Annotated in this window: 30 protein-coding genes; 20 read left to right on the top strand and 10 right to left on the bottom strand. The window is 64.8% G+C overall.

Annotated features, from left to right (window positions below):
• The first annotated feature begins 6 nt into the window (after positions 1–6).
• From ychF to GM1_RS00140, 3 genes are all read left to right on the top strand, one after another.
• On the top strand, positions 7–1,104 hold the full coding sequence (gene ychF / locus GM1_RS00150) for a redox-regulated ATPase YchF (RefSeq protein ID WP_008375674.1): 1,098 nt from the start codon (positions 7–9) through the stop codon (positions 1,102–1,104).
• A complete protein-coding gene (locus GM1_RS00145) occupies positions 1,101–1,748 on the top strand; it encodes a HEPN domain-containing protein (RefSeq protein WP_008375672.1) in 648 nt (215 codons plus the stop codon). The genes ychF and GM1_RS00145 overlap by 4 nt, the downstream gene beginning before the upstream one ends.
• A gap of 77 nt (positions 1,749–1,825) precedes the next feature.
• The gene (locus GM1_RS00140) at positions 1,826–2,668 is read left to right on the top strand and encodes a TIGR02391 family protein (protein ID WP_008375670.1); all 843 of its coding nucleotides are present in this window, start codon (positions 1,826–1,828) and stop codon (positions 2,666–2,668) included.
• 49 nt (positions 2,669–2,717) lie between these two features.
• On the opposite strand, the gene GM1_RS00135 is transcribed toward GM1_RS00140, so the two are convergent.
• Both GM1_RS00135 and GM1_RS00130 read right to left on the bottom strand, forming a co-directional pair.
• Positions 2,718–3,488, bottom strand: coding sequence for an AbiV family abortive infection protein (locus tag GM1_RS00135; protein ID WP_008375668.1), 771 nt, complete (start codon positions 3,486–3,488; stop codon positions 2,718–2,720).
• A 318-nt stretch (positions 3,489–3,806) separates the two neighbouring features.
• The gene (locus GM1_RS00130) at positions 3,807–4,364 is read right to left on the bottom strand and encodes an N-acetyltransferase (RefSeq protein ID WP_008375665.1); all 558 of its coding nucleotides are present in this window, start codon (positions 4,362–4,364) and stop codon (positions 3,807–3,809) included.
• Between the two features lie 136 nt (positions 4,365–4,500).
• On the opposite strand from GM1_RS00130, the gene GM1_RS00125 reads away from it, so the two are divergent.
• The 3 genes from GM1_RS00125 (at position 4,501) to GM1_RS00115 (ending at position 7,323) form a co-directional block, all read left to right on the top strand.
• Complete coding sequence (locus GM1_RS00125) at positions 4,501–5,748, top strand: ATP-binding protein (RefSeq protein ID WP_008375663.1); 1,248 nt, start codon at positions 4,501–4,503, stop codon at positions 5,746–5,748.
• Positions 5,749–6,269: 521 nt separating this feature from the next.
• Complete coding sequence (locus GM1_RS00120; RefSeq protein ID WP_008375659.1) at positions 6,270–6,755, top strand: DUF2716 domain-containing protein; 486 nt, start codon at positions 6,270–6,272, stop codon at positions 6,753–6,755.
• Positions 6,756–6,969: 214 nt separating this feature from the next.
• On the top strand, positions 6,970–7,323 hold the full coding sequence (locus tag GM1_RS00115; RefSeq protein WP_008375658.1) for a DUF1801 domain-containing protein: 354 nt from the start codon (positions 6,970–6,972) through the stop codon (positions 7,321–7,323).
• Between the two features lie 85 nt (positions 7,324–7,408).
• On the opposite strand, the gene GM1_RS00110 is transcribed toward GM1_RS00115, so the two are convergent.
• Positions 7,409–7,861 (bottom strand): hypothetical protein, encoded by a 453-nt coding sequence (locus GM1_RS00110; RefSeq protein WP_008375657.1) that lies wholly within the window; start codon positions 7,859–7,861, stop codon positions 7,409–7,411.
• 194 nt (positions 7,862–8,055) lie between these two features.
• On the opposite strand from GM1_RS00110, the gene GM1_RS22215 reads away from it, so the two are divergent.
• Both GM1_RS22215 and GM1_RS23185 read left to right on the top strand, forming a co-directional pair.
• Positions 8,056–8,499 carry a DUF1877 family protein gene (locus GM1_RS22215; RefSeq protein ID WP_008375656.1) on the top strand — a complete coding sequence of 148 codons (444 nt, stop codon included), beginning with the start codon at positions 8,056–8,058 and terminating at the stop codon, positions 8,497–8,499.
• A 30-nt stretch (positions 8,500–8,529) separates the two neighbouring features.
• Positions 8,530–9,396, top strand: coding sequence for a peptide-methionine (S)-S-oxide reductase (locus tag GM1_RS23185; protein WP_008375655.1), 867 nt, complete (start codon positions 8,530–8,532; stop codon positions 9,394–9,396).
• Positions 9,397–9,407: 11 nt separating this feature from the next.
• Here GM1_RS23185 and arr read toward each other — a convergent pair whose 3' ends face one another.
• Complete coding sequence (gene arr, locus GM1_RS00095; protein ID WP_008375654.1) at positions 9,408–9,818, bottom strand: NAD(+)--rifampin ADP-ribosyltransferase; 411 nt, start codon at positions 9,816–9,818, stop codon at positions 9,408–9,410.
• A gap of 44 nt (positions 9,819–9,862) precedes the next feature.
• Between arr and GM1_RS00090 the strand changes: the two genes are divergently transcribed.
• The 3 genes from GM1_RS00090 to GM1_RS00080 are packed head-to-tail and all read left to right on the top strand — an operon-like array spanning position 9,863 to position 11,849.
• Positions 9,863–10,303, top strand: a complete 441-nt coding sequence (locus GM1_RS00090; protein WP_040519172.1) for a VOC family protein — start codon at positions 9,863–9,865, stop codon at positions 10,301–10,303.
• Between the two features lie 47 nt (positions 10,304–10,350).
• Positions 10,351–11,310 (top strand): glycoside hydrolase family 43 protein, encoded by a 960-nt coding sequence (locus tag GM1_RS00085; protein ID WP_008375652.1) that lies wholly within the window; start codon positions 10,351–10,353, stop codon positions 11,308–11,310.
• Complete coding sequence (locus tag GM1_RS00080) at positions 11,307–11,849, top strand: putative immunity protein (RefSeq protein WP_008375651.1); 543 nt, start codon at positions 11,307–11,309, stop codon at positions 11,847–11,849. The genes GM1_RS00085 and GM1_RS00080 overlap by 4 nt, the downstream gene beginning before the upstream one ends.
• Positions 11,850–11,856: 7 nt before the next feature.
• Here the strand turns inward: GM1_RS00080 and GM1_RS00075 are convergent, their stop codons facing one another.
• A complete protein-coding gene (locus tag GM1_RS00075) occupies positions 11,857–12,489 on the bottom strand; it encodes a DUF2461 domain-containing protein (RefSeq protein WP_008375650.1) in 633 nt (210 codons plus the stop codon).
• Positions 12,490–12,568: 79 nt separating this feature from the next.
• Here GM1_RS00075 and GM1_RS00070 point away from each other — a divergent pair, with 79 nt between their 5' ends.
• Both GM1_RS00070 and GM1_RS00065 read left to right on the top strand, forming a co-directional pair.
• The gene (locus tag GM1_RS00070; RefSeq protein ID WP_008375649.1) at positions 12,569–12,931 is read left to right on the top strand and encodes a zinc ribbon domain-containing protein YjdM; all 363 of its coding nucleotides are present in this window, start codon (positions 12,569–12,571) and stop codon (positions 12,929–12,931) included.
• 75 nt (positions 12,932–13,006) lie between these two features.
• Positions 13,007–13,420: a hypothetical protein gene (locus tag GM1_RS00065; protein ID WP_008375648.1), complete on the top strand. Its 414-nt coding sequence runs from the start codon at positions 13,007–13,009 to the stop codon at positions 13,418–13,420.
• On the opposite strand, the gene GM1_RS00060 is transcribed toward GM1_RS00065, so the two are convergent.
• Positions 13,417–14,190 carry an alpha/beta fold hydrolase gene (locus tag GM1_RS00060; protein WP_008375646.1) on the bottom strand — a complete coding sequence of 258 codons (774 nt, stop codon included), beginning with the start codon at positions 14,188–14,190 and terminating at the stop codon, positions 13,417–13,419. The two genes, GM1_RS00065 and GM1_RS00060, sit on opposite strands and share 4 nt — an antisense overlap.
• A gap of 49 nt (positions 14,191–14,239) precedes the next feature.
• Here GM1_RS00060 and GM1_RS00055 point away from each other — a divergent pair, with 49 nt between their 5' ends.
• Both GM1_RS00055 and GM1_RS00050 read left to right on the top strand, forming a co-directional pair.
• Positions 14,240–15,985: a GNAT family N-acetyltransferase gene (locus GM1_RS00055; protein WP_008375644.1), complete on the top strand. Its 1,746-nt coding sequence runs from the start codon at positions 14,240–14,242 to the stop codon at positions 15,983–15,985.
• 22 nt (positions 15,986–16,007) lie between these two features.
• Positions 16,008–16,574 carry a P-loop NTPase family protein gene (locus GM1_RS00050; protein ID WP_008375642.1) on the top strand — a complete coding sequence of 189 codons (567 nt, stop codon included), beginning with the start codon at positions 16,008–16,010 and terminating at the stop codon, positions 16,572–16,574.
• Positions 16,575–16,584: 10 nt separating this feature from the next.
• On the opposite strand, the gene GM1_RS21440 is transcribed toward GM1_RS00050, so the two are convergent.
• Both GM1_RS21440 and GM1_RS00040 read right to left on the bottom strand, forming a co-directional pair.
• The gene (locus tag GM1_RS21440; RefSeq protein ID WP_157435686.1) at positions 16,585–17,376 is read right to left on the bottom strand and encodes a hypothetical protein; all 792 of its coding nucleotides are present in this window, start codon (positions 17,374–17,376) and stop codon (positions 16,585–16,587) included.
• 22 nt (positions 17,377–17,398) lie between these two features.
• Positions 17,399–17,599 (bottom strand): DUF7489 domain-containing protein, encoded by a 201-nt coding sequence (locus GM1_RS00040; RefSeq protein WP_008375638.1) that lies wholly within the window; start codon positions 17,597–17,599, stop codon positions 17,399–17,401.
• A 143-nt stretch (positions 17,600–17,742) separates the two neighbouring features.
• Between GM1_RS00040 and GM1_RS00035 the strand changes: the two genes are divergently transcribed.
• From GM1_RS00035 to GM1_RS00025, 3 genes are all read left to right on the top strand, one after another.
• A complete protein-coding gene (locus GM1_RS00035; RefSeq protein ID WP_008375636.1) occupies positions 17,743–19,158 on the top strand; it encodes an amino acid permease in 1,416 nt (471 codons plus the stop codon).
• 5 nt (positions 19,159–19,163) lie between these two features.
• Positions 19,164–20,168, top strand: coding sequence for an AraC family transcriptional regulator (locus tag GM1_RS00030; protein ID WP_217997932.1), 1,005 nt, complete (start codon positions 19,164–19,166; stop codon positions 20,166–20,168).
• Positions 20,169–20,268: 100 nt separating this feature from the next.
• The gene (locus GM1_RS00025) at positions 20,269–21,732 is read left to right on the top strand and encodes a flavin-containing monooxygenase (RefSeq protein ID WP_008375633.1); all 1,464 of its coding nucleotides are present in this window, start codon (positions 20,269–20,271) and stop codon (positions 21,730–21,732) included.
• A gap of 89 nt (positions 21,733–21,821) precedes the next feature.
• Here the strand turns inward: GM1_RS00025 and GM1_RS00020 are convergent, their stop codons facing one another.
• The gene (locus GM1_RS00020) at positions 21,822–22,613 is read right to left on the bottom strand and encodes an ABC transporter permease (RefSeq protein WP_008375631.1); all 792 of its coding nucleotides are present in this window, start codon (positions 22,611–22,613) and stop codon (positions 21,822–21,824) included.
• Complete coding sequence (locus GM1_RS00015) at positions 22,613–23,524, bottom strand: ABC transporter ATP-binding protein (RefSeq protein ID WP_008375629.1); 912 nt, start codon at positions 23,522–23,524, stop codon at positions 22,613–22,615. Before GM1_RS00015 ends, GM1_RS00020 begins: the two co-directional genes overlap by 1 nt.
• A 133-nt stretch (positions 23,525–23,657) precedes the next feature.
• Between GM1_RS00015 and GM1_RS00010 the strand changes: the two genes are divergently transcribed.
• The gene (locus GM1_RS00010) at positions 23,658–24,815 is read left to right on the top strand and encodes a sensor histidine kinase (protein WP_040519147.1); all 1,158 of its coding nucleotides are present in this window, start codon (positions 23,658–23,660) and stop codon (positions 24,813–24,815) included.
• Positions 24,816–24,841: 26 nt separating this feature from the next.
• Positions 24,842–25,477, top strand: coding sequence for a response regulator (locus GM1_RS00005; RefSeq protein WP_008375625.1), 636 nt, complete (start codon positions 24,842–24,844; stop codon positions 25,475–25,477).
• The last annotated feature ends 56 nt before the right edge of the window (positions 25,478–25,533 follow it).

Genomic DNA, 25,533 nt, shown 5'->3' with positions numbered 1-25,533 from the left:
CCTCCCGTGAGTCTTACCCTCGGAATCGTCGGCCTGCCCAACGTCGGAAAGTCGACCCTCTTCAACGCGTTGACGCGTAATGACGTGCTGGCCGCGAACTACCCGTTCGCGACCATCGAACCCAACGTCGGCGTGGTCGAACTGCCCGACGCCCGCTTGACGCGGCTGTCAGAGATCTTCGGCAGCGAGCGGATCCTTCCTGCGACGGTGTCGTTCGTCGACATCGCCGGCATCGTGAAGGGCGCCTCGGTCGGTGAGGGCATGGGCAATCAGTTCCTCGCCAACATCCGCGAGGCTGACGCGATCTGCCAGGTGGTCCGCGTGTTCTCCGACGACGACGTCGTGCACGTCGACGGCCGTGTGGATCCGTTCGCCGACATCGAGGTGATCGAGACAGAGCTGATCCTCGCCGACATGCAGACGCTCGAGAAGGCGCTGCCGCGCCTGGAGAAGGATGCACGCAAGAACAAGGATCTCGCTGTCCTGCTCGATGCCGCGAAGAAGGCCGAAGGCTACCTGAACGACGGCAAGACGCTGTTCTCGGTGAAGGGCGAGTTCGACCTGTCCTCGGTCCGTGAGCTGCACCTGCTGACCGCGAAGCCGTTCCTGTACGTCTTCAATGCCGACGAGGGTGTGCTCACCGACGACGCGCGAAAAGACGAGCTCCGTGCCGCCGTCGCTCCCGCCGACGCGGTCTTCCTCGACGCGAAGGTCGAGAGCGAACTGCTCGAACTCGACGAGGACGACGCTAAGGAACTCCTCGAGTCGATCGGCCAGGACGAGGCCGGTCTGCACCAGCTCGCGCGCGCAGGCTTCCACACCCTCGGCCTGCAGACCTACCTGACGGCAGGCCCCAAGGAAGCTCGCGCGTGGACGATCCGTCAGGGCGACACCGCTCCTAAGGCGGCCGGCGTGATCCACACCGACTTCGAGAAGGGCTTCATCAAGGCGGAGATCGTCTCCTTCGACGACCTCGACACCCACGGCTCGATGAACGACGCCAAGGCCGCGGGCAAGGTCCGAATGGAAGGCAAGGACTACGTCATGGCCGACGGCGACGTGGTCGAGTTCCGCAGCGGGGTGCCATCTGGTGGCAAGAAGTGACCGGAACGACAGTCGAGCTGACTGCACTGGAAGCGAGTGACTCGTTACTCGAAGATGTGCGGTCGCTGCTGGAACACCATCCGGCGTCCAAGCTAACCGGTCCGGGGCGCCCGGAGGCCGTTCCCGGGGTTGATCCACTGCTTAGAGCGTGCGTTGCTCTCTGCTACACCGCCTGGGAGGTCTACGTGGAAGAGGCGCTGAGGGAGACGGTTGAGGACCTGCTGAATCGTCATGAAGCCCAGACGCTCCCGCAGGCGCTCAGGGACTGGGTGGCTGGCAATGCGAAGACCGACCCGTGGGCGTTCGCTGGCGACGGCTGGGTCGACGAGGTGCGGAACCAGCTTGCGCGGAGGCTTGATGGAAACGGCGGCAAGTACGGGTTCAACACTGCAAGTACAGACGGTGTCATCACCCTCTACAAACAGGTGCTCGGATATGAGCCACTGACCAAGGTGAGTTGGCAGGGGTACAGCAACTCCAAGGTGATGAGGGACATCGGAACGCTCGTCGAGGTGCGTGGCGAGATCGTTCACAAGGGGTCCACTCCAGGGGCGTTGAACATCAACGGCGTGAGGACTTGGGTCGCGTTCGTGGAGAGGCTATGCAGAAAGTTCGACTCTCTGTTAGTGAAGTTTCGAGACTGAGGAGCGGCGGGCGGTGAGCAGAAGTCCGGTCAGCAGACACTTGACCGTTCGGGGTCCTGAATACGTGGTGATCTGACGTGGCCAAACCGAACCCTCCGTGGTCGTACGGGATTCTGAAATCCGTCGCCGCCGTGCTGGCCGAAACAGAGAACGGTTTGACCGGCGGGGAGATCGGCGACCTGCTCGCCCGGCTCAACATGAGCGACCCATTGCCAAACGCGACAAAACGCGACCGACTGACCGAGGCATTCGTCGCACGGCAGAATCGGGACCAGAACTCGAACCGGATCATCACCTTTATCGTCGCCGCTATGGAGCCCGTCCGCTACCGGGATCGCCCCGAGCTCTTCACACTGCGGCAGGACAGCCTCAACGAGCACATGGCCTTCGTCGGGCTGCGCGTCAACGACAAAGGCCAGGTCGCTCGCGGTGCACGAGCGCAGACCCTGGACGAGGCGACTCGTATCGCGACTTCGATCCGCGACGAGCTGCAGCGCAGGAACGCTCATCCCGAGGTGTTGCGGTACTGCTCAATCGAGGTGCTGAAGAAGGCGCACTTCCATGCCTGCCTGGAGGCAACCAAGAGCATCTTCGACAGGCTGCGGGCAGACGCTGGGGCTCAGGGCGACGGCGCGGCTCTCGTCGACGCCGCACTCGCCCTCGGTAAGACTGGTGTGCCGGCGCTCGCCATTAACTCGCTGGGCACGCAGACGGAGCGCGACGAGCAAACGGGACTTGCGAACCTGATCAAGGGGCTCGGCGGACTTTACCGAAACCCCACGGCGCACGACCCGCGACTGAAGCGGTCGGTGAGCGACTACGAGCTGTTAGAAGTGCTGACGATGGTATCGATGGTCCATAGGAGGCTCGATGGAGCGCGGTCCGCCTGTGGAGGCTCAAGTGATCGAGGACGCGGGTGACTATCGCGAGGGCGGAGCCGCTGACCCCGCAGAGTGAAGAGACTCTCGTTCAGTCCGCACTGCCTTTGAGGTAGTTGCCATCCTTGAACTCCTGTGAGGCCGCGGCCCAGTCCTCCGGGTGAGAGATCGGCAGGAGCCTGTGCTGCAGTTCGTGCGTGCTGTCGTAGGGCGTCGTGGCCTCGAGCTTCATCCGGCTGTGATCCTTGATGAGGAGCATTTCGACGACCTTCGCCGCGGTCTGCAGATCTTCGGCGATGGTTCCCGACGAGACGTCGGCGGGGGAGAGGACGGTGTCTCCCGGGCGGTCCATATCGACGTAGAACCCAGCCATCTTCTCGTTGTTGGCTCTCTTTCCCGCGGCCTCGGCTTCGCGTCGCTTCGTCGCGAAGTGCGCTTTCCAGCCCTCCTGCGACTGGTCCTTCGGGAACTCGTAAGAGTTGTAGTCGCCCCAGAATGCGGCCAGCTCCTGGCCGAAGACGAAGGCTTCCATATATTTGACCGTGTGGCGGCGGCCGTCGGCCGACAGCCGAGGCACCTCGCGCGCCTTCTCAGAGCCCGTGCTCCAGGACTGTTCGAACGACTCGTAAATCCACAGTGCTTTGCCCAGTTCTTCCTGCGCGAGCACGGTGAGGGACCGAGCCCGGCCAAACGAGCCCAGTTCGAGCAGCGCGTGCGCGTCGGAGATGAGCGCGGAGGCGTTGTCCATGAGCGCCTTCCAGAAGGTGCGTGCAGCACTGGGATCTATCATCACGCCTCGATTCTCCCGCAGTGGGCGTTCGAGCCGTGGCATTTGCACGATGACGTAGTTGTCGGGCCTCACGCGTTCCGGCAACCTTCGGCGGAAGTGTCGTTTGAACTGTGAATACAGCTGCACCAGGGCTGGGCCTGCTTGAGGCTCATGGTCCTCGCTGCGCGTGGTCGAGTTCCGCTTCAACGTCTGACCCGACGTCTGGTGTGAAGCAGTAGCCGAGATGGAGTATCTGGCAGGCGCTGCTTCTGGCGGCAGTGCCATTGGCAGTTGCTCTCGTGACGGCCTTGTTGGGTTCCGTGACCTCTCCATCCGCCGGCGCCTGGAGACCTCGAAGTAGTTTCTGACCTTGTTTGCCACAGCTCACGGCACCCGACGGATGGCGTGAACTCAGGGTCGTTCCGCTCGACGCCAAAAAACAACGCTGTCCTTCCAGGCTGCGAAGCCGGCATTGCTGAGTGATCTCAGAAGGCCATTCATTGCTTTGTCGCGTTGTGGCCCGTCGGGGTAGGGACCTCCGCTTTCCTGCTGGGGTTCCGGTTCGGTCACGACGAAGCAGTCGTCAATGTGAAGACGAAGCTCTCGGATTAGTCGGTCGATCAACTCGCCGAGAAGGCCTCGCTGTCGAAACTCGGGCGCGATCCAGACCCGGTCGAGGAGCACGACGTCTTCGATCCAGGAGTCGTCCTGGTCCTTTAGCAATTGGGCCGCGACGTAGCCGATGTGCGACGAGTCGGCGCTGATCTCATCCGCCGCGTCTGCGAGGTCTTCGTCCAGCACGCGCCAGCCGATCCATCCGGTGAGTCTGCCCACGGTCTGATCGTCGTCGTAGATGAAGAAGCATGCGTTGAATCGGTTGAGCACGCCAGCGTCGTCCTCAGAGGCGTGGATGTGGATGTCCAATCCGAAATCAAAGGCTGGATCGACGTGCTCAGTCAGCGGATTCATGTCGCCACGCTAGCGGTGCACTATGACATCTGACTCGCTGCTGCAGCTCCTGCGGTCCCTCGCGTGGCCGTAAGAGGTATCGCTCAGATACCGTGTTCGGTAGTGTATATATCCCGTAAACGGTAGCGTAGAACTCGTGAAGTACCTGGACCGGACCGTGGACAGCGAGCTGGATGAATTGCTTCCTGCTGCACCCGCGATTGCGCTCGACGGTCCCAAAGGTGTCGGCAAGACCGACACCGCGCGTCGCCGTGCGACTACTGCGCTGTACCTCGACGATCCGGCGCAGCGTGAAGTCGTCGGAGCAGATTTCGCGCTCTCGTCATTGTCGAGCGGCACTGTCTTGATCGATGAGTGGCAGAAGCTCCCTCAGGTCTGGGACTCTGTGAGACGACAGGTCGACGCCGGAGCCCCACCCGGCCGCTTCGTGCTCACAGGTTCCGCGACTCCGAAGGACACTGCGGGTACGCACAGTGGCGCAGGGCGAATCCTCTCGTTGCGGATGCGTCCGATGGGTTTGCACGAGCGCGGAGTTGTGGATCCCACGGTTTCGCTAGTGGGTCTCCTGAATGGGACAGCGGAGGTCGCGGGGCGAACGGAGTTCGCGATCAGAGACTATGCGGACGCGATTGTCGGTGGCGGCTTTCCGGGGATCATGACCGCGACGCCGAGACTCCGCCGAAGTCTGCTCGACGCCTATCTGCAACGAGTCGTAGACCGGGACCTTCCCGACTTGGGCTTCACTGTTCGCAGGCCCGAGACGCTGCGACGTTGGATGGCAGCGTACGCAGCAGCGTCGTCGACGACGACCGCGTATTCAAAGCTGCTCGACGCCGCGACCGGCGGGGACGGCACTCAGCCGGCAAAGACCACCACGATCGCCTATCGCGACCACCTGAGTCAGCTGTGGTTGCTGGACCCGATCCCGGGGTGGTTGCCGGTCAACAATGCGATCAGCCGACTTCAGCAGGCCCCGAAACATCAGCTCGCCGATCCTGCGCTGGCCGCGCGACTGTTGAGCCTCTCGGCAGACTCGCTGCTCGGGTCGGTCGGGGCGCACATGGCCGGACCGCTCTTCGAATCGCTTGTGGCGCTGGGTGTGCGGGTGATGGCCCAGGCCGCGGAAGCGCGTGTGAGTCATCTTCGCCTCCTCGGAGGCGACCGCGAGGTCGATCTCATCGTCGAAGGCGTTGATGGCCGAATCGTGGGCGTCGAGGTCAAGCTTTCACCCGAAGTGACCGCGCGAGACGTCCGTCATCTCGTGTGGCTGCGCGACCGTTTGCCGGATCGAGTGGCCGATCTCGTCGTGGTGACGACCGGCACTACTGCCTATCGGCGATCCGACGGCGTCGCCGTGGTGCCGCTCGCCCTGTTGGGGCCGTGATCCGGCGGGTGCTGCTTTTCAGATGTGTATCCGCTACGGAATGTCGTGGTGTACCAGTTTTCGGATTGAGGTCCACCTGCAGATGAAGGTCAAGGACCTCGTGTAATCGGCGAATGCTGACTCCTCCTGATGCGCGCACTCGCCAGGTTCAGGTCGCTAGCATCGCGGTATGGATCAGAATCTAGTGACGTGGCTCCAGATCCCGGCCGACGACGTCGAGGGCGTCTGGGAGTTCTACGGACGTGTGTTCGGTTGGTCGCCGGAGACGGCGTATGCGAACGAGCCACGGCCCGGAGCGATCTACGGGGAGATTGTCCCGCGCGGCGAGGATCTTCGGGAACCGCGGCCGGTGATCCGAGTCTCGGACATCGACGGCACGCTGGCGCAGGTGGAGGCCGCAGGTGGGGCGGTCATTGCCGGGGCGGGTGGAGATACCCGAGATCGCGATGGCTTTCGCGGTGTTCGCCGATCCGGCGGGAAACCGGATCAACGTCGTCGGCGACGTCTGAGTGGAGTTGGTCATGATATGGCGTGAGTCCGACTACGAGTCGACGTGGGAACCCTTCGACCGGCAGTTCGCCTTCGCACCGAACTTCTACGAGCGCACCGCACCAGCGATCGAACTTCCGGTCGGTGCTCTCGTGGTGGATCTGTCGCCGATCTTCGCCCATGAAGGTCCGAGATTCGCCTCCGGCGAAACAGCAATCAACGCCGCGGCCCTGCGATCGTTCATCTGGCTGGCCGAGGACGAGGAACTGCTTGCGCTCGACTGGCAGCACCAGACGTATCGGTACTCTCCGGCCGAACATGTCCTGCAAGACGCGAGCATGTTCGTTCCGGTGTTCCCGAACGGTGACTACTACGCACATATGCCTGCGGACCTGCGTTGGGGTACTTTTGGTCACCCGTGGCAACAGACGTTGACAATCTGGGGCGACGAGCTTGTCGGGACCTTAGGCGCGGAGCTTCTCACGTGGCTCCCGAGGCACCCGCAGAGCACGGTGTGACCCCGTCAAGTCTCAAGCCTGTTTCGAGGAACCCTCAGATACCCTGGAATCGGCGGCCGACTAGCCGCCGACAGCACTTCCACGTGTCGAGCACGTGAATCATCTCGGAGAGGCTTGAGCCACTCAGGACATGTCCGGATGGAGTGCGGCGCACTGATCTGCGTCGACTTCAGCGTGCCGATGTGTCGCATCGGCCGACGTGAGAGGACATGCCATGTCGTCGAAAGACCAGAAGAACCTCGCCCAGGTCATCGACAAGATCGCGAAGATGGACGAACCGAGGCGTTCGATCGTCCAGCACGTGCACACCGTCATCATGGCGGCTGCGCCCGAACTCAAGCCGCGGATCTGGTACGGGATGCCCGCGTACGCATTGTCGGCGAGCACACCGGCACTCGTAACCCTGCGGAACGATGATCGACTGAACCTCGCGATCACTGAGAAGGTGCCCTTTCGGTCCGCGGGTGGCGTCGACGGCTTGCTCATGCCGGCTGCGTGGTTCTTCGAAACCGTTGACGCAGACACTGAACGGCGGATAACCGAGATCGTTCGGTCCGTTGTCGACTGACGTGTCTCGGGATCAGTGCACCAGTGACCCGGGCCGTCGACACGACGCCCGGGTCGCCTGTCCTGACTCCGTCTCCTCGGTGTGATTACACGCGAACGATTCCGCTGCAGGTCGGACCGCGCTGGGTCTGGAACATGCCGACGTTGATCGCGCTGATAGTCACCTTGACACGCCCTGTGGCACGAATTCCACTGATCATGTAGCCGGAGTTGTCGCCCATGGTGTGATGCCAGGTGCGGCGGAACGTCTGAGTGTGGTTATTGCTCAACGTGGTGACTCGGACCGTCGTATAGGTCGTATACGGAAGGACGTCTTTCGAGTCGGAATTGATGGTGATCTGGCCTGGCCACGGTGCGTTGGTAGTGACGTTGGCTCCACCGAAGAACGGAAATCCGACATAATTCGGATTTGCTCCATAGCAATTGTTTCCGATTGAGATGATTCGCGAAGCCGCGTCTGCAGTCGGCGCTGTGACCAGTGTTGATGCCAACGCGGCTGAAACGATTCCAGTCGCGACGGCGATCTTCTTCATGCTCATGTGGGCTCCCCTCTGGGCGTATCGGTGTGATGTGCCTCATTATCACCATCGCATCCGGTCGGCGATTCGCTACGGGTTGGTCAAGGCACCCGGTTGGGGTCCGGCCCTGTGGACAGAGGCGTGTGCGGGGCGGATTGATCCACAAAGTTGTCCGTTGTAGGCGGTTTGGCTGTTCGCGGGTGAACCATGGAGGCATGGGAATCAGATATTTCGCACATGCAGTCGGCTACGCGTACACAAGCGAGCAGGTGAGCGACTCACTCGCCGTACGACGTAGTCAATACCCGGCGACGCTCGATCTCGACAAGGCGTTCCGCTCACTCCAGAACTTCACGCGCCCGAAGCCCGGAATGCAGTCGCGGCCGGCGTTCGCGATGTTCGAGGGGGCCGTAACCGATACCGACTACGGGTACCTGCCGTTCGAGCGGGCCTTGGGCGCGGCAGAAGTGCAGGAGATCGCGGCCGACCTCGCGGCGATCGACGATGAGGATGTGGCGGCCGATGTTCGTGCACATCCGGTCTATCGAGATCCCGGCGACAGGGAGGCCCAGTACGTGCTCTCGTATCTGCGCCAGGCGCGTGAATTCATGGCCACTCTTGCCGCGAACGGGCAGGGGATAGTTTACACGATCGGGTGATCGGCGAAGCCACGGCCGTACCATCGGGGTATGGACGACACCGCGACTGAGGAACTCTACGTCGCGGGCGGATGTCTCTGGGGAGTGCAGGCGTTCGTCGAGACTCTGCCGGGAGTGGTGTTCACGGAGGCCGGTCGCGCCAACGGCACGAGCGACTCGCTCCACGGCGACTACGACGGTTACGCCGAATGCGTGCGGATTCGCATCGACCCCGCCGTGTTGAGCGTCGACCGGCTGATGACGTACCTGTTCGAGATCATCGATCCGTACAGCGTCAACAGGCAGGGACCGGACGTGGGGGAGAAGTATCGCACCGGTCTGTACTCGGAGAATCCAGAGCACCTCGACCTCGCTCGGGCGTTCATCACCGCACGCGACGACGCTGCGCTCATCGCAGTCGAAGTACTGCCGCTCACGAACTATGTGCGCAGCGCCGACGAACATCAGGACCGGCTCGCGCGCTGCCCCGACGACTCGTGCCACCTGCCACGAGAACTGTTGGACAAGTACCGCACCGACAAGCGGGAACCGCTCGGTGTCGGTGCTCCGGTGCCCGTTCTCCGGATGTTCGACGAGGCGGCGGCACGCGAGTTCTACGTCGACTATCTGCGGTTCGACGTCCAGTGGGAGCACCGTTTCGAGCCGGACCTGCCGCTGTACATGCGAATCCGACGAGGCTCCGCCGTCCTCGACTTGTCTGAACACCATGGAGACGGAACGCCCGGATCCGTCGTGTGGATCCCGATCGTCGACGCCGACGCTTTCCATGCCGATCTCGGCACGCGGCCGCATCGGCGACTACGCCCGGGGATCGATCGCGATGCTCCCGGCGGCCCGACGATTCAGCTCACCGACCCGTCCGGCAATGAACTGAGATTCTGCGAATCCGCCGAGTGATCGCTGACCGCCTAGTTGATGATCTGGGCCGTTCCGTCGGCGATGCCTTCGGCGAGCCGATCTCGCCACGCCTGCAGTGCTTCGGGCGATAGACGAGGCCAGTCGGTCACCTCGTCGACTACGGTCAACGGGTCGGTGCTGCGGTACGACCGAGTCGGATTGCCGGGGAACTTCTTGTCCGTGACGTTCGGGTCGTTCTCGAAGTCGCCCGTCGGTTCGACCAGGTAGACGCGGGGTTCGCCGTCGCCCGCGGCAAGCTCGGCGGCCAGGCCTGCGCCGTCGACGAGCGCGGTGAAGTAGATGTGATTCATGACGATCTCGGGACGATAGTTCGAGCGTCGTCCGGCCGTCAGAGCGGCGCCCACCGGCAGATCGGCCTTGGTGCCGTGGAAGAACGGTCCCGCGTCCAGTACGTCGTCCATGATCGCAGGGTAGCCGAGGACGGTTCGGCGGTACCGTGGTCGACATGCCGATCAAGTTCGAGAACGTCGGAATCGCCGTGGACGACATCGACGCCGCCGTCGCCTTCTTCACCGACCTCGGCCTGGCGCTGCTGGGGCGCGACGAAGTGAGCGGGGAGTGGGCCGACACCGCCGTCGGGCTCGACGGCAATCATGCGCGGATCGCAATGCTGCAGACCCCCGACGGGCACGGGCGACTCGAATTGTTCGAGTACATCCACCCCGACGCGATCCCGACTGCGCCGACTCTGCCGAACGAGATCGGCATGCACCGTGTGGCGTTCTCCGTCGACGACATCGACGATGCGCTGGCGATAGCGGCCCGGCACGGGTGCCATCCGCTGCGTGGTGTCGCGAACTACCAGGACGTGTACAAACTCACCTATCTGCGCGGCCCGAGCGGCATCATCGTGATGCTCGCCGAGGATCTCACGCGCGAACGGTAACGATTCGGGCCTGGCCGAATCGACATCGATCGCGAATACTACGACGGGTGACGCGAATCGTTCGGAACACGACTGCCCTCGCTACGGCGCTGCTCATCGCGATCAGCCTGCTGTCGGCGCTCCCTGCGACCAGTCAGGCCGCAGGCTGGAAGTACACGATGGTCGCGTTCAGCAACACGTCCGACCGAGTGATGGATGTGTACGAGTCCGGCGACGCGACCGACTTCACGCTGCTGCAGAAGTCGGCCTACCGCCCACCGACGGGACGGCTCCGCGATCCCAGCATCTTCCGCAGTGCAGCGGGTGAGTACTACATCACCTACACGACGGCCAACGGTGCGAACATCGGGTTCGCACGCAGCAGCGACCGCGTCCACTGGACGAAGATCGCCGATTATCCCGTGCCGTTCTGCTGCTTCCTCCTGCCGGGCACCGGCGACGGTCACGCGTCGGTCCCAGGTTTGGGGAGCACCGGCGACCTGCTGAAGAGCGTCCCGTCCTTGTCGCCTTTCACGACCAAAGCGTGGGCGCCGGAGTGGTTCGTAGAGGGTGGCCGCGTGAGCGTCATCCTGTCCCTGTCGACCGGCGGCGGGTTCGTCCCGTACGTGATGACCGCGATCGACTCCTCGTTCCGGCTCTGGAGCCCTCCGGTGCCGCTGGCCGGCATCGGCGCGGACCACATCGACACCACAGTGGTGAAGGTCGGATCGACGTACCACGCATTCACCAAGAACGAGACCAAGAAGTTCGTGCAGCACGCGGTCGCGTCGTCGCTGACAGGGCCGTATCGTTTCATCACCCCTGGCAATTGGGGGAGCTTCGTTGAAGGACCTGCTGTAGCGAAGCTCCCGGACGGCGGGTGGCGGCTCTTCCTCGACGCGTACACCACGGGGAAATACCTGTACTCGGACAGCCACGACGGACTCTCGACATGGTCGCCGGTGAAGGAACTGCCCGGACTGTCCGGTCACGTCCGGCACATCGGGATCATGCGTGAGGCCTCGTGAACGTGGCGTCGATCCAGACCCTCAGCGACGATGACCGACGGCTGGTGGCGTCGTGGGCGGCAGACTGTGCCGAGCGCGTGCTGCCGCTGTTCGACGGTGACGACACCGGACGAGCGGCGTTGACCGACGCCGTCGGACGGACTCACGCCTATGCCGCCGGGAGTCGGACCGCGGCAGAGGAGATCGCTCTCCGCATGGTTGCTGTCAAAGTGGCCGGAACGGCGTCGACTCCAGCGGGCGCGGCGGCCGCGCGGGCCGTCGCGCAAGCGTCGGCGGTCGCGCACATGGGTGCACACGCGTTTGGGGCGGCGGGTTACGCGGCCAAGGCTGTGAGCCTGGCCGAACCGGGTGACGCGGCACGGGTCGACGTGGAGATCGACTGGCAGCTGAGCCGGCTCACAGTCGACCAATGCGCGGTGCTCGCGACATTGCCTGCGCTCGGGGAGAACTCGTCAGGTCCTCTCGGTCCGGGGCTCCTCACGCAAGGTGTGGTGGGTTCGACGATCCGCATCCTGCAGGAGAGGGTTGCCGCACGCTGACCGGGCGCTACACGTCGCCGTGTGCGACGAGCCAGTCGAGGAGGGGTTTCGTCTCCCGCCAGTGCACTCGAATCTTCTCGACGAGTTCCGGTGTGTGAATCACTTCGTCGAATCCGTAGTCGCGCATCACGCTCATCGTCTTGTGGCGGAGCAGCTGGATTCGGGGGTGGTCCTTGTCCCACCCGCGCGGAGCAGTTTTGAGGGTGTCGCCGCCGAACTCCCATCCGCTCTTCTTCAGCTTTGCGACGATCCTCTCCAACTCGCGCCCGTGCCGGTCGTGATCGATCGACTTGCGGATGGCGGTCAGTCTCGTCGGAGAGGCCTCGTAGAAGCCTGCCCCGACCCGCAGTCCCGGCGCGCTGATCTGCACGTAGTACCCGGTCGACGGGGCCACCGCGACGTATGCGCCTTGGTGGGTCTTGTACGGCGACTTGTCTTTCGAGAAGCGCACGTCCCGATTCGGGCGAAAGATCTTCGCCACGCCGAATTCGTCCGCGAGCTCCTCGGTGAGTGCCGCCATCGGTTCCGCAACCGCGGTTCGATAGGTCTCTCGATGTGCGTCCCAGTACGACTTCGAGTTGTCGAGTTCGAGGTCGTCGTAGAAGTCGAGCGCGGCTTCGGGGAATCCGGTGAACGGCATGGAAGACAGCCTATCGGCCGGAAGGCAGTAGTCTCCCTGGGTGCATGTCCGCCGGTCGACAGCACAGAAGGAGTGGACGATGTCTGACGAACTGCCTCCGTGTCCCGCTTGTGGCGAAGCGTTCAGCTATGAGCAGGGTGCGCTTCTCGTGTGCGGGATGTGTGCCCACGAGTATTCCGCCGATGCCACTGCAGACGGTGACGGGGAGACGGTGACCGAGGTCACCGACGCTGTCGGCAACATTCTCGTCGACGGCGACACGGTGACCATCGTCAAGACCATGAAGGTCAAGGGCGGCGGTGGCGGCGTCATCAAAGTCGGCACCAAGGTTCGTGCCATCCGCTTGATCACCGACGGAGTCGGCGACCACGACATCGATGCGACGGTCCCCGGATTCGGGAAGATGCAGCTCAAGTCGAGCGTCGTCAAGAAGGTCCTTTAGGACAAACGGATGACGCATGGCTGAAGCAGTCGTAGGCTGGGATGAGGTCGGGACCGACATCGAGGGGATACGGTCGTGAACGGAATCATTCGAGGAGTCACCGTCGGCGCGGTTGCTCTGGGCGCCGTTGCACTGGCGCCCGCACCGGCGCAGGCGGTACCGGTCATGCCTTTCCAGATCCAACCCGCGCCGTTCGGCAATCCGAACGGCAGTTTGGACGTTCCGCCGATCCGTTGTGGGCTGGTCCGGGACGGCGCCGGAGTCGTCACCGTCACCGGGACAAGACGCGACCGCTGGGGGTGCATACCGAGGGCGTCCGTGTCGTGGATCAACCTGTCGACCGGTCGGACCGGATCGGCGAGGCTCTCCGGAGGACTCAACGGTCACGTTCCGCAGGTCCGTCTCGTGACCGGCCGTGGGCAGGTCGTCCTGACACTCGGCTCCGCGGGCGGCGTCATGACCCCGGGGTATGCCACGATCGCTGCTTAGGCAGTCACCTGGTCGTGCAGTCGGACAGGCCACTGAGCCAGGTCCGTCGGTGTGTGCGCAACGCTCAACGTCGCTGACGGAAGCAGGTCGGCGAGTGCGTGTGCCGTCGACAGGGGGTGTCCCGGATCGTCGATCCACGCGAGAATCGACGTCGGGACCGAGATCTCCGCGATGCTCTCCGGCGCGGGCAGGTCGCTCAGCGCGGCGCCGCGGAACACCGCCGGGAGCAGGTCGGCGCGGACGTCGGGAACGGTCTCGTCGACCCCGACCAGAGCAGGCGGCTGGGGGACCGCGCGTCCGGCCACGATGAACGCGTCGATTCCGTCGGCTTCGATACGGTCGGCCGCCGCGCGGTAGTCGTCGGCGATCGCCGACCGGGTGTCCCATGCTGTCGGCGGAATCATCAACGTCAGACCGGAGAACCTCTCGGGATCGATGGCGGCGGCGTGGAGCAGTGTTCCCGTGCCCATCGACGGGCCGACTCCGTGCACGCGCTCTCCCGGGAACCACTTGTCGAGCAGGCGCAGCAGATCCGATGCCAGTGCAGGCCAGCGGTAGTCGTCGGGGACCGCTCGCCCGGTGGACCGCCCGTGAGCGCGAGCGTCGTACCGCAGGAGTCGCGTACCGCTCAGCCCCCGCCCCAGATCCAAGCCGAGGCTCCGGTCTCGTGCCCTGCTCGACGTGAGGCCGTGCAGTTGGACGACGGGTCTGCCGTGCTCATCACTGAACGAAACGTCGAGGTCTGCGCCCGGAACCTGGAATGTCGGCATGGAGTCCTCCTCGAGTTGCGGGCATGGAGATGATGGGTAGCGTAGCGCCATGAGGCTCACGAACATCGGGCACCTCCGGCTACCGTTCGGGCGGCTGTTCGGCTACGACGTCGCCGTGTCCGACCCCGGACCCGAGTTGCCGGTCTCGTTCGATCAGCGCCGGCACGTCGGCGCGGGCGAACGCCCCGGCTCGTGGATGGCATTGTCGTTCCGCCTGTCGAGCCGTGTGCCTCGAGATGACCTCGCGGCAGCGTGGCTCGACGTGATCGCACGTCACGGCACGCTGCGGTCGGTGTTCGTTCCGGGAGCCGACGGGCCGCACCTGCATGAGGTCGAGGTCGGGGCCGGAGACTGGGTTGAGCATCGGATAGGTGCGGGCCAAGCAGTCAACGAGGTGCTCCGAGCGGTGTTCGACGAATACTGCACGCCCTACTCCCGCCCGTCACACCGGATGTGCGTCCTCGAGACGGCGACCGGACCGACTGTTGTCGTCGCCGCAGACCACTCGCACGTCGACATGTGGTCGATGCTGGTGATCGTCCGTGACCTGTTGGCGTCACTCGGCGGACATTCACACGACGTCGCACCGGCGTTCGTCGACCACACGCGCGCATTGATGGACCGTCCGGCAGCACCGGACGACGTTCGTGAGCGTTGGGCGCAGATCCTGTCCGACAGCGGTGGGACGATGCCGCGCTTCCCGTTGCCGCTCGGCTCGCCGGTCATGCACTCCGAGCGGGTGGAAGTCCGCGACGTGTTCGACGTCGACGAGAGCGCCGCGTTCTCGGCGCAGGCACGCGACGACGGAGTGTCGACACTGTCGCTCGCCGTGTCGGCGATGACCGCGGTGACGCAGGAACTCGCGGGCTCGCCGCTGCGCGCAGTCTTTCCGGTGCACAGCCGCTACGACTCCTCGTGGCACGAGTCGGTCGGCTGGTTCATCACCAACTCCGTGATCTCGTCGGACGACCCGGGGCCGTCTGCCGCGGCGGCAGCGGTCCGTGAAGCCGTCCGACTCGGGTCGTGGCCGTTGAAAGACGTCCTCGAACCGTGGGGTGGGGACATGCCGGAGGCCCCCGGCATGTTCGCGATCTCCTGGCTCGATCTGCGTCGGCTTCCCGTCCGGGTCGACTCGACGAGCATCGACGCCCAGTACGTGGGCGCCGTGATCGCGACCGACGGGGTGATGCTCTGGTTCATTCTCGACGACTCCGGTCTCCACCTGCGTTGCCGATACCCCGACACAGACGAGGCCAGGGCCGGTGTCGGCGGCTGGCTCGACGCGCTCGTCGCGCGACTACGGCACAGCGCTCACTCCTCCGCGGGAGACGTGCTGCACCTCGGGGACAGGACTCTCCGCGTCCAGCGAGCCGTCCGTGCCGACGTCCCCGCCATCGTCGCGTTGCTCGCCGACGACGAGATCGGTCGGACCAGGGAGGACGCCGAGGTCGAGCAGTACGAGGCGGCGTTCGACGTCGTCGCCCGCGACAGCGCACACTACTTGGCCGTGGTGCGAGACGGCGACCAGATCGTCGCGACGATGCAGCTTACGGTGATTCCCGGACTGTCCCGAGGAGGGACCACTCGGCTGCAGATCGAGGGGCTGAGGGTTGCTCAGGCTGAGCGGTCCAAAGGTCTCGGTTCGGCGATGCTCGACTGGGCTCGAGCACATGGAAGCGCCCACGGCGCCCGCCTCGTGCAGGTGGCCACCGACGAGGCGCGCGACCGGGCGCGGGCCTTCTACGCGCGGGCGGGCTTCCGATCCGACCACGTCGGCCTCAAGCTCGAGTGGTGACCGGTTTCGATACGGTTCTCTGGTGAGGAGAGTGTCGGTCGTCGGAGGATCGGGGTCCGGGAAGTCGACCGCCGCGCGGCGGCTCGCCAAGGCCCTGGAAGTTCCCTACATCGAGTTCGACGCGGTGTTCTGGGGACCGGACTGGACCCAGGCCGACCCCGACGCCTTCCAGGACGACGTGCGACTTGCGATCGCCCCGGACGCCTGGGTGGTCGACGGGAACTACCAGAGTGTTGTCGGACGCCTCGTGTGGGAACGTGCCGACACCGTCGTGTGGATCGACCCGCCTCGATGGCGGGTCATGTGGCAGTCGGTCAGCAGGACCGTGTGCAGGGCTGCGACGCGGCACGAGCTGTGGAACGGAAATCGCGAAGGGTGGGGCGGCCTGGCCTTCTGGCGCGGCGATGAGTCGATCGTCCGGTGGGCGTGGGACTCGTACTCGCGCACCCGCGTGCGTTATGCGGCGGCGATGTCTGATCCGGCGCACGCGCACCTCGACTTCCACCGCCTGCGCACGCGGCGCGACGTCGACGAGTTCGTCCGGTCCGTCGACCGATCCGAATTCGGGGATCAGGCTCGAGGCGAGTAGTTGTGAACGGTCAGAAGTGCTCCGAGTCGATGGTGAGGACGACGTAGAGGGTCTCGTCGAGATCCGACGTGGATTCGCCTTCTGGCGCGCGGCCGAAGCCCGTGTACAGGTCATTCTTCTCGTTCCTCAATACCCGGCTGACCTGGCGAGTGTCTCCGCTGACCACGCCCGACACTCGGCTCCCCGCCCCGGAACGCTCCAGGCCGTCGGCGTCGAGGTCGATCGTCAGGCGAGAGTATGCGTGTGGAACGGTGACGCCGAACGCTGCGGCCGGACCTGTGAGTTGAACCGTCCTCGTCCCCCGTTCGGCAGCGGCGTGCGCAAGCGCCAAGTCGTCAGCAGTCGGTTCGCTGAACGAGTCGGGGATGAATCCGACAATGACTCCGATGACAGACTCCGGCGTGCCGTGCATGTCGGGAAACCGAGGAAGCGTATCGACCTGCGTATACGTGTAGCCGCCCGAACCGTCCGGTGCGTTACGAATCTCGTGAGCCGTGACGACGGTCCCGGTGACCGTGGGCGTCACCAGTTCGGACAATGGGTGCCACGAGAGATACACGTCGATCGGCTGCGCAGTCGGGTCGCCGTCGGAAGGATTCCACCGCGCGGACCAGCCAGTGAACTGCACAAGTTCGAGTTCACGATTCCACGTGAACTGACTGGTCGGCGTGAACCTGTCGCCATTGCGTGCTGGGACGGCTTCGAGGGTGCCGTCGATGCGCGCCCCGGGTTGGGGGACGTCGCCGCAGCAGCCGTACTCCCACGTGGATATGGACGCGTAGACGATCACTTCCCCCGACACACCTGACACTCTAGCTCCGGGGTCAGCCTTTGACCGGGTCGTGACCTGCGGACTTGACCACCACATCGCCCACTTCGAGGGAGTCCCACAATTCTCGCGGAACTCGCACTTTGAGGCGTCCCCCACCGTCCAGGTCGACGGTCAGCCTCCGGTACAGCGACGAGCCGTCGAGCAGTGCCCGTCGTTTGGCCGCCACCGTTCCTCGCCATGCTTCTGCCGCCATGAAACACCCCCGTCATATGTCTGGACTACAACTACAGCCGAGGCTAGACGAAACGGTCGCTCGGCATGGGGAGTGACGGGCGCAACATCGTCAGCGAGTAGATTCACTCGCGCTGCACGCTGAGCCTGCGCGGAAGGACATCGATGACCACGACCACCAAGTACGACGACTCCACCGTCGACGAGGGCTACCAGCGGGGACTGACCTCTCGCACCGTCCAGATGATCGCCATCGGCGGCGCGATCGGTACGGGCCTGTTCTACGGGGCGGGCGGCGCCATCGAGAAGGCTGGTCCCGCGCTGATCCTCGCGTACGCCGTCGCGGGTCTGGCGGTCTTCATCGTGATGCGAGCGCTCGGCGAATTGATCATCTACCGACCCGTGTCGGGCGGCATCAGCGAATACGCGGACGAGTTCCTCGGACGCTTCGCAGGCTTCAGTCAGGGATGGACCTACTGGGCGGTCTGGACCACCACGTGCATGGCCGAGATCACCGTCGCGGGCAAATACGTCAACTACTGGTGGCCTGCGATTCCAGTCTGGGTGACGGCGCTTGTCGCGTTGATCGTGCTGTTCGGAGCCAACCTGATCTCCGTCGGGCTGTTCGGTCGTGCCGAGTTCTGTTTCTCCGCGATCAAGGTGACGGCCATCCTCGGCATGATCATCATTGGCATCGGAGTGCTCCTGCCCATCGCCGGTCTCGGACCCGATGTCGGGCCGTCGGTCACCAATCTCTGGAACAGCGGCGGGTTCTTCGCGACCGGATTCACCAACGCGCTGCTCAGTCTGCAGATCGTCATGTTCGCGTATGTCGGTGTTGAACTGGTCGGAGTCACCGCGGGTGAAGCGGAGAACCCGCGTGTCACCCTCCGCAAGGCCATCAACTCGGTCCCCTTCCGCATCGGCATCTTCTACGTCGGCTCGCTGATCGTGATCCTGTCGGTCCGGAGCTGGAAAGACTTCCACGCCGGTGAGAGTCCGTTCGTCGCCGTCTTCCAGTACATCGGGATCCCCGGCGCGGCCGGCATCGTCAACTTCATCCTCCTGACCGCCGCGTTGTCGTCGTGCAACTCGGGCATCTACTCGACTGGTCGAATGGTCCGATCGTTGGCTCAGCGCGGCGATGCCCCGACCGGTCTACAGAAGCTGTCGAGCCGGCAGGTCCCCCTGGCCGGGATCGTCCTGAGCGCTGTTGTCATGGCGCTCGGTGTGGTCGTGAACGTGATCGACCCAGAGCACGCGTTCGCCTACATCACCGCGGTGTCGACCGTCGGCATCATCGTGGTGTGGGCGACGATCATCATCTGCCAGATGATGTTCCGCCGAAAGGTGGCTGCCGGCCTGCTCCCGGAATCGGATTACAAGGTTCCCTTCGCCCCGTACTCGACGTGGGGGACCTTGGTGTTCTTGGCACTCGTCGTGGTGCTGCTGTTCTTCGACGAGGACGGGCGCATCGCGCTCCTGGTCGGCGCGGTGTGGTTCTCGCTCGTCGGCATCGGATACGCCGTCTGGTCGCGCACCGGAACGGCGCACGACGCGGTCGACAAGACGCTGCACTGACCGACGTGGACTGGAGTATTCCGAGGTCGGCGGCGGGCGTCGTCCTGCTCCTGGGGCTTGCGGAGGCTTCCGGCGTCGAGCCGAGCGCGTGCTTGGCGGGCACTGGGCTGGATGCTGCCGAGCTCGGTCGACCGGATGCCGAGGTGTCGCCCCGGCAGGAACTCGCCGTGATCACGAATCTCGTCGACGCGGTCGACGATCCGACCGGACTGGGCGTCACAGCGGGCATGCGTTATCAGCTGACGACGTATGGAATGTTCGGGTTCGCACTCCTCAGCAGCCCCACGTTGCGCAGTGCGATCGACGTGGGACTCCGGTTCCTCGACCTGACGTTTGTGTTCTCCCGGATCACGCAGGTTGAGACGTCCGACGGTGTGGAACTGATCCTCACCGCACCCGACGTCCCCGAACGGTTGCGGCGGTTCGTGATCGAACGTGACGCGGCCGCAGTCTGTGCGATTCACCGAGATCTCACCGGCGGACCCGAGCCCGCCGTCCGGATCGGATTCGACGAACCGGCCGACAACACTGCGTACCGGGCGGCGTTCGGTGTGCTGCCGGACTTCGGTGCTCGCGAGACCGCGATCTCGATGGCGAACGCGCACCTCGACGAACCGCTTCCACGTGCAGACACCCACGCCGCGGCGCTCGCTCAGGCGCAGTGCCGAGAGATCCTGAGGTCGAGGGCCGCGCGGTCGGGGCTGGCCGGACGAGTGCTCGACATGCTGTCGGACGATCCCGCACATCCGCCGACGGCGGACGCCGCGGCACGCACTCTTGCGATGAGCCCGCGGACGCTACGGCATCGACTCGCCGCCGAGGGGACGTCGTACCGCAACCTGTTGCAGGAGATGCGGCACCGATTGGCCGAGGAGATGCTGCTGTCGGGGCAACTGACGGTGGGGGAGACCGCACAGAGGCTCGGCTACGTCGAGGTGTCGAGCTTCTCGCAGGCGTTCCGCCGGTGGACCGGCGCAGGACCTGCCGAGTTCCGCCGGTCGCGGACCTGATTGCCGAAACGAGTAACAATGGTGCCGTCGGGCACCTCCTGCCCAGCCCGTGGTCCGCTATAGCGTGATGGTGCACACACCACATCGGGAGGCAAGGCACGTGGCACACGGAACGTCACCGTCGATCGCGATCATCGGCACCGGATTCGGCGGCATCGGCATGGCCGCGACCCTCAAAGCCGACGGGCACGACGACATCGTGATCTTCGAGAAGGCCGACGGCGTCGGCGGCGTGTGGCGCGAGAACGAGTACCCCGGCGCCGAATGCGACGTCCCCTCGCATCTGTACTCGTTCTCGTTCGCGATGAAACCCGACTGGTCGAGGCGATTCGCGGGCCAGCAGGAGATCCTCGCGTACCTCGAGGACTGCGCCGACCGGCTCGACGTTCGTCGACACATCCGATTCCACACCGAAGTCATGTCGGCTGCCTTCGACGACGACGCCGGGCAGTGGGTTCTCGAACTCTCCGGTGGCAGACGGCATCGGGCCGACGTCCTGATCGCGGCGACCGGCCAACTCAGTCGCCCGGCCTATCCGCGGATCGACGGCCTCGACGACTTTGCAGGCGAGATGTTCCACTCGGCGACGTGGGACCACGACTACGACCTGAACGGCAAGCGGGTCGCAGTCATCGGCACCGGCGCGTCTGCCGTCCAGTTCGTTCCGCACGTCGCCGCGAAGGCTGCCGAGGTCGAGCTGTTTCAGCGCAGTGCGCCGCACGTCCTGCCCAAGCCCGACTATCCGTACGCGCGCGGTGCAGTGCACGCGTTCCGCACTGTTCCCGGATTGTTGCGGGCGTCCAGGTGGGCGACGTACGCGACACTCGAGCCCCGGGCGTTGGCGTTCATGGGCTTCAACCGACTGATCAAGCCGTACGAGAAGCGGTACGAACGAATGATGAACCGCCAGGTCGTCGACCCGGACCTGAGGGCCAAACTGACCCCGACCGATCCGATGGGCTGCAAGCGGATCCTCATGTCGAACGACTACTACCCGGCGCTGACCAGGCCGAACGTCGACGTCGTCACCGAATCCATCGAGCGGATCGAGCCGAACGGGGTTGTCACCGCCGACGGCGAACTGCACGAGGTGGACGCGATCATCCTCGGCACGGGATTCGCGGCCACCGAGTTCCTCGCGCCGATGACGATCACCGGTTCGGGCGGCGTCGACCTCAACGACGAGTGGCGCGACGGTGCGCACGCATACCTCGGCCTCAGCGTGAGCGGCTTCCCGAACTTCTTCATGCTGTACGGGCCCAACACGAACCTGTCGCACAATTCGATCGTCTACATGCTCGAGTCGCAGTTCTCATACGTCACGGGGGCTGTCGACGCCCTTGCCCGCAGCGGAGCGCGTTCGATGAGCGTCCGCCGCGACGTCCAGTCCCAGTTCAACGACACTCTGCAGAATCGCCTGGCCAAGTCCGTGTGGGCCGACGGCTGTCACGGCTGGTACACGACGGCCGACGGCAAGAACACCCAGAACTGGCCTGGGTTCACCTTCGCGTACCGGAAGGCCACGAAGGCGTTCGACGTCGACCGCTACGACGTCGCACACTGACAAGACAGACGAGCGGCGCACCCCGGGAGATCAGGGTGCGCCGCTCGTCTGCGGGCGTTCAGTGTTTCCAGATCAGATGACCCCCACAGTCACTTGATCTCTGAACGCATGATTCGGTTCACACCGAAAGCCAGGGGCAGGACGATCCAGATGATGCACGCGACGACGATGTGCATCCACTCCGAACCGGTCGGCCAGTCGCCCTCAAGCAGAGGCATCTGAGCGGTGTTGACGTCGATCCAGTCGAGCAGATTCTCACGGAACCACGGGATCACTCCGCCGATGATCTGAAGGACCGTCGGAACGATGAAGTAGACGACGATCGCTGCAGGCGTGTTCAGGAAGAGCGCCGCGAACGCGAAGCCCATGAGTACGCCGATCAGCATTCCGAGGATTCCTGCGAACAGCGAGACTCCGGTGATCTCCCACGATCCGGCGGGATCGCCGTAGATGAGCCCGCCGATCAGGTTGGCGACTGCACCGAGCACAAGCGCTACTACAACAGCGGCGACGGCCGCGAGCATCACAGCGACGAACTTCGCGGCGACGATCCGTTCGCGCCGAGGCTCCATCGTGAACGTCGTCAGCGCGTTCCGCTGGCTCCACTCGCTCGTCACCAGGAGGATCGCCATGACGGGCAGCAGAAATGCCATGGGCGCCGTCATGAGGTTGAAGAGGTTGTCGAACGTCACGTCTTCCGGGTGACTGCTTCCGACGATGAGCACGACCACGGCGATGATCGCCGCGATCACCGCGATCGAGATCGACAGCCAGAAGCTGGCACGGGTGTCGACGAGCTTGCGGAGCTCAACCTTGACGAGACGGGACAGGGGGATCCCCGAGCCGCCGGTGACGGGGGCGGGGGCTGCGGCAACGGACATCACTGGACTCCCTGTGTGCTGGGCTGTTCGCGCTGGGTCTGCTGGGTGAGCTGGAGGAACATCTCCTCCAGGCGGGCACCGTCGCCGCCGCGCAGTTCAACGAGGTGGACGCCGGCGTCGAGGGCGATCTTGCCGACCACCTCGGGCGTCTGCTCGACGGCGAAACCGCCGTCCTGGCGGTCGTGGAACGCGACACCCGAGGCCTGGAGAGCGGTGCCGAGGTGATTGCGGTCCGCGCCGCGGACCACGGCGCCGGTGCCCGCGAGCAGTTCCTCCTTGGTGCCCTGCGCGACGATGCGGCCGTGGCCGATGACAACCAGGTCGTCGGCGATGATCTCGATCTCGTGCAGCAGGTGCGACGACAGGAGCACTGCGCCGCCGCGGTCCGCGTACTCGCGGAGCAGGGTGCGCATCCAGTGGATGCCTGCCGGGTCGAGCCCGTTGGCGGGCTCGTCGAGGATGAGGACCTGCGGGTCGCCGATCAGTGCGTTCGCGATGCCGAGGCGCTGACGCATGCCGAGCGAGTAGTTGCGGACGCGGCGGCTCGCCTCCTCCTGAGTGAGGCTCACCATGGCGAGCGCTTCGTCGACACGCGACAGCGGTGCGCCGATGGTCATGGCCGAGAGTCGGAGGATCTCCGCTCCGGTGCGTCCGGCGTGCTGCGCCGACGCGTCGAGCAGGACGCCGACGTGCGTCGACGGGTTCGGGATGTCGTGGTAGGCGACACCGTTGATGGTGGCGGTTCCGGCGCCTGCGGGTGTGAGGCCGGTGATGATGCGCATCGTCGTCGACTTGCCCGCGCCGTTCGGTCCGAGGAAGCCGGTGACACGACCCGGCTTGCAGGTGAACGACACATCGTCGACGGCGACGAAATCGCCGTAGCGCTTCGAGAGGTTCTTCACTTCGATCATGGCTTCAATACTTGTCGGTCCGAGACGCGACCACATCCATCTACGGGATCGAGTCGTCTCATCCGAAAGTATGAGACGCTTCTCGACCGCCGGACGGCGCGCGAGGTCGATGGGCGGGGATAGCCTGGCAGTCGTGCGCCCAGAGGACTATCAGCCGACGTTGAACTGGTGGAGTCACACGTGGCGTGTGCTCTTGGTCTTGATCATCTCGGGAGTGACGTGGGCGCCGCGCATGGAGTACCTCTGGGAGAACCGGCGGTGGGCGTTCGCTGCAGACATCTTGATCGGTGCGATGGCCTTCGCCGCGACTTTCGCCGCGCGGCGCACACATCCCGTCGCGGTCGCGACCTTCACCAACCTGGCGGGGATCGTGTCGTCGACGGCAGCGGGTCCGGCCGCTCTTGCGCTCGTGTCGCTTGCCACCCGCCGCAGGTGGCGGGAGATCGTCCCTCAGCTCGTATTGACAGTCGGGAGCGCGGCCGCCTCGGAGTACCTCCTGAAGACACCCGGCGAGCCGCCGACCACCCTCGTCGACATCGGGTTCATCAGTGTGGCGATCGGTCTGGTCATCGCGTGGGGCATGTACGTCGGTTCGCGGCGCGAACTGCTTGCGAGCCTGCGGCTGCGTGCGACGCTGGCCGAGGCCGAGCAGCACTCGAGAGTGCGTGAGGCCCAGGTGGGGGAGCGCGCCAGGATCGCGCGCGAGATGCACGACGTCCTCGCGCACCGGATATCCACGGTGAGCATGCACGCCGGAGCCCTCGCGTTCCGCGACGACTTGTCGCCCGAGCAGGTTCGAGAGACGGCGCAGACCATCCAGGAGATGTCGCACCTCGCGCTCACGGAGTTGCGCGAGGTGCTGGGTGTCCTCCGCGACGGCCCTGGCGACGCAGACCCTGAGCCGCCTCAGGCCACCGTCCTCGACGTGCAGGAACTGATCGAGGAGAACCGCCGGTCGGGTATGCGAATCGACGTCGACTGCGACGCCGACCTGGTTGATCTGCCGCCGGCACTCGGACGAACGCTCTACCGCTGTGTGCAGGAGGCGCTGACCAACGCGCGCAAACACGCGCCTGCGAGCCGAGTCCGCATCGCGATCTCAGGAGGAGTCGGCGACGGCATCGACCTGCGGGTGGTGAACCCGCTGTCGCTGGCGGCCGTCGCCGTGCCGGAGTCGGGCTTCGGGCTCGTCGGTCTGGCCGAGCGTGTCGCATTGCACGGCGGAAAGCAGTCGACACGGACGGCCGACCGAGCATTCGAACTGAGGGTGTGGCTACCGTGGCAGGGGTGAGTACAGCCGAGGTCGCCAGCCGAATCATGCTCGTCGACGACGATCCGCTCGTCCGGTCGGGTCTGCGGCTGATGCTCGGCGGATCGGCCTTCGAGATCGTCGCCGAAGCGGGTGACGGACGTGAAGCGCTGGAGTTGTACTCGGCCGACCCGGTTGATCTGGTCCTCATGGACTTGCGGATGCCCGTTCTGGACGGGATCGCGGCGACATCGGAGTTCAAGAAGTTGCTCGACCCTCCCGCCGTGATCGTCCTGACCACGTTCGACGCAGACGACTACGTCGTGCGGGCGCTGGCCGTCGGCGCCGACGGGTTCTTGCTGAAGGACACGCCGCCTCGGGACATCGTCACGGCGATCAACAACGTCCTGTCGGGGCAGCCCGCACTGAGCCCGTCGGTGACAGCCGCCCTGATCAAACAAGTCGTCGACGGACGCGGGGACGACAAGGCAGGCCGTGCCGAGAAAGCGATCGGGGAACTCACCGAGCGCGAGCGCGACGTCGCGATCTGCCTCGCGAAGGGCGCGTCCAACGCCGAGATCGGCGCTGAGCTGTACATGAGCGTCCCGACAGTCAAAGCCCACATCTCTCACATCTTCGCCAAGCTCGGTGCGTCCAACCGCGTCCAAGTGGCGATTCTCCTGCACGACGCAGGACTGGCCTGAACCTCGATTCTGGCGGGCCCTCAAAAGTCAGTACTGAGATCGAACACCGAGGGAAT

The organism is Gordonia malaquae NBRC 108250 (genome assembly GCF_000344135.1).
GTDB lineage: Bacteria > Actinomycetota > Actinomycetes > Mycobacteriales > Mycobacteriaceae > Gordonia > Gordonia malaquae.
This window is presented reverse-complemented; position numbering and strand designations above follow the sequence as displayed.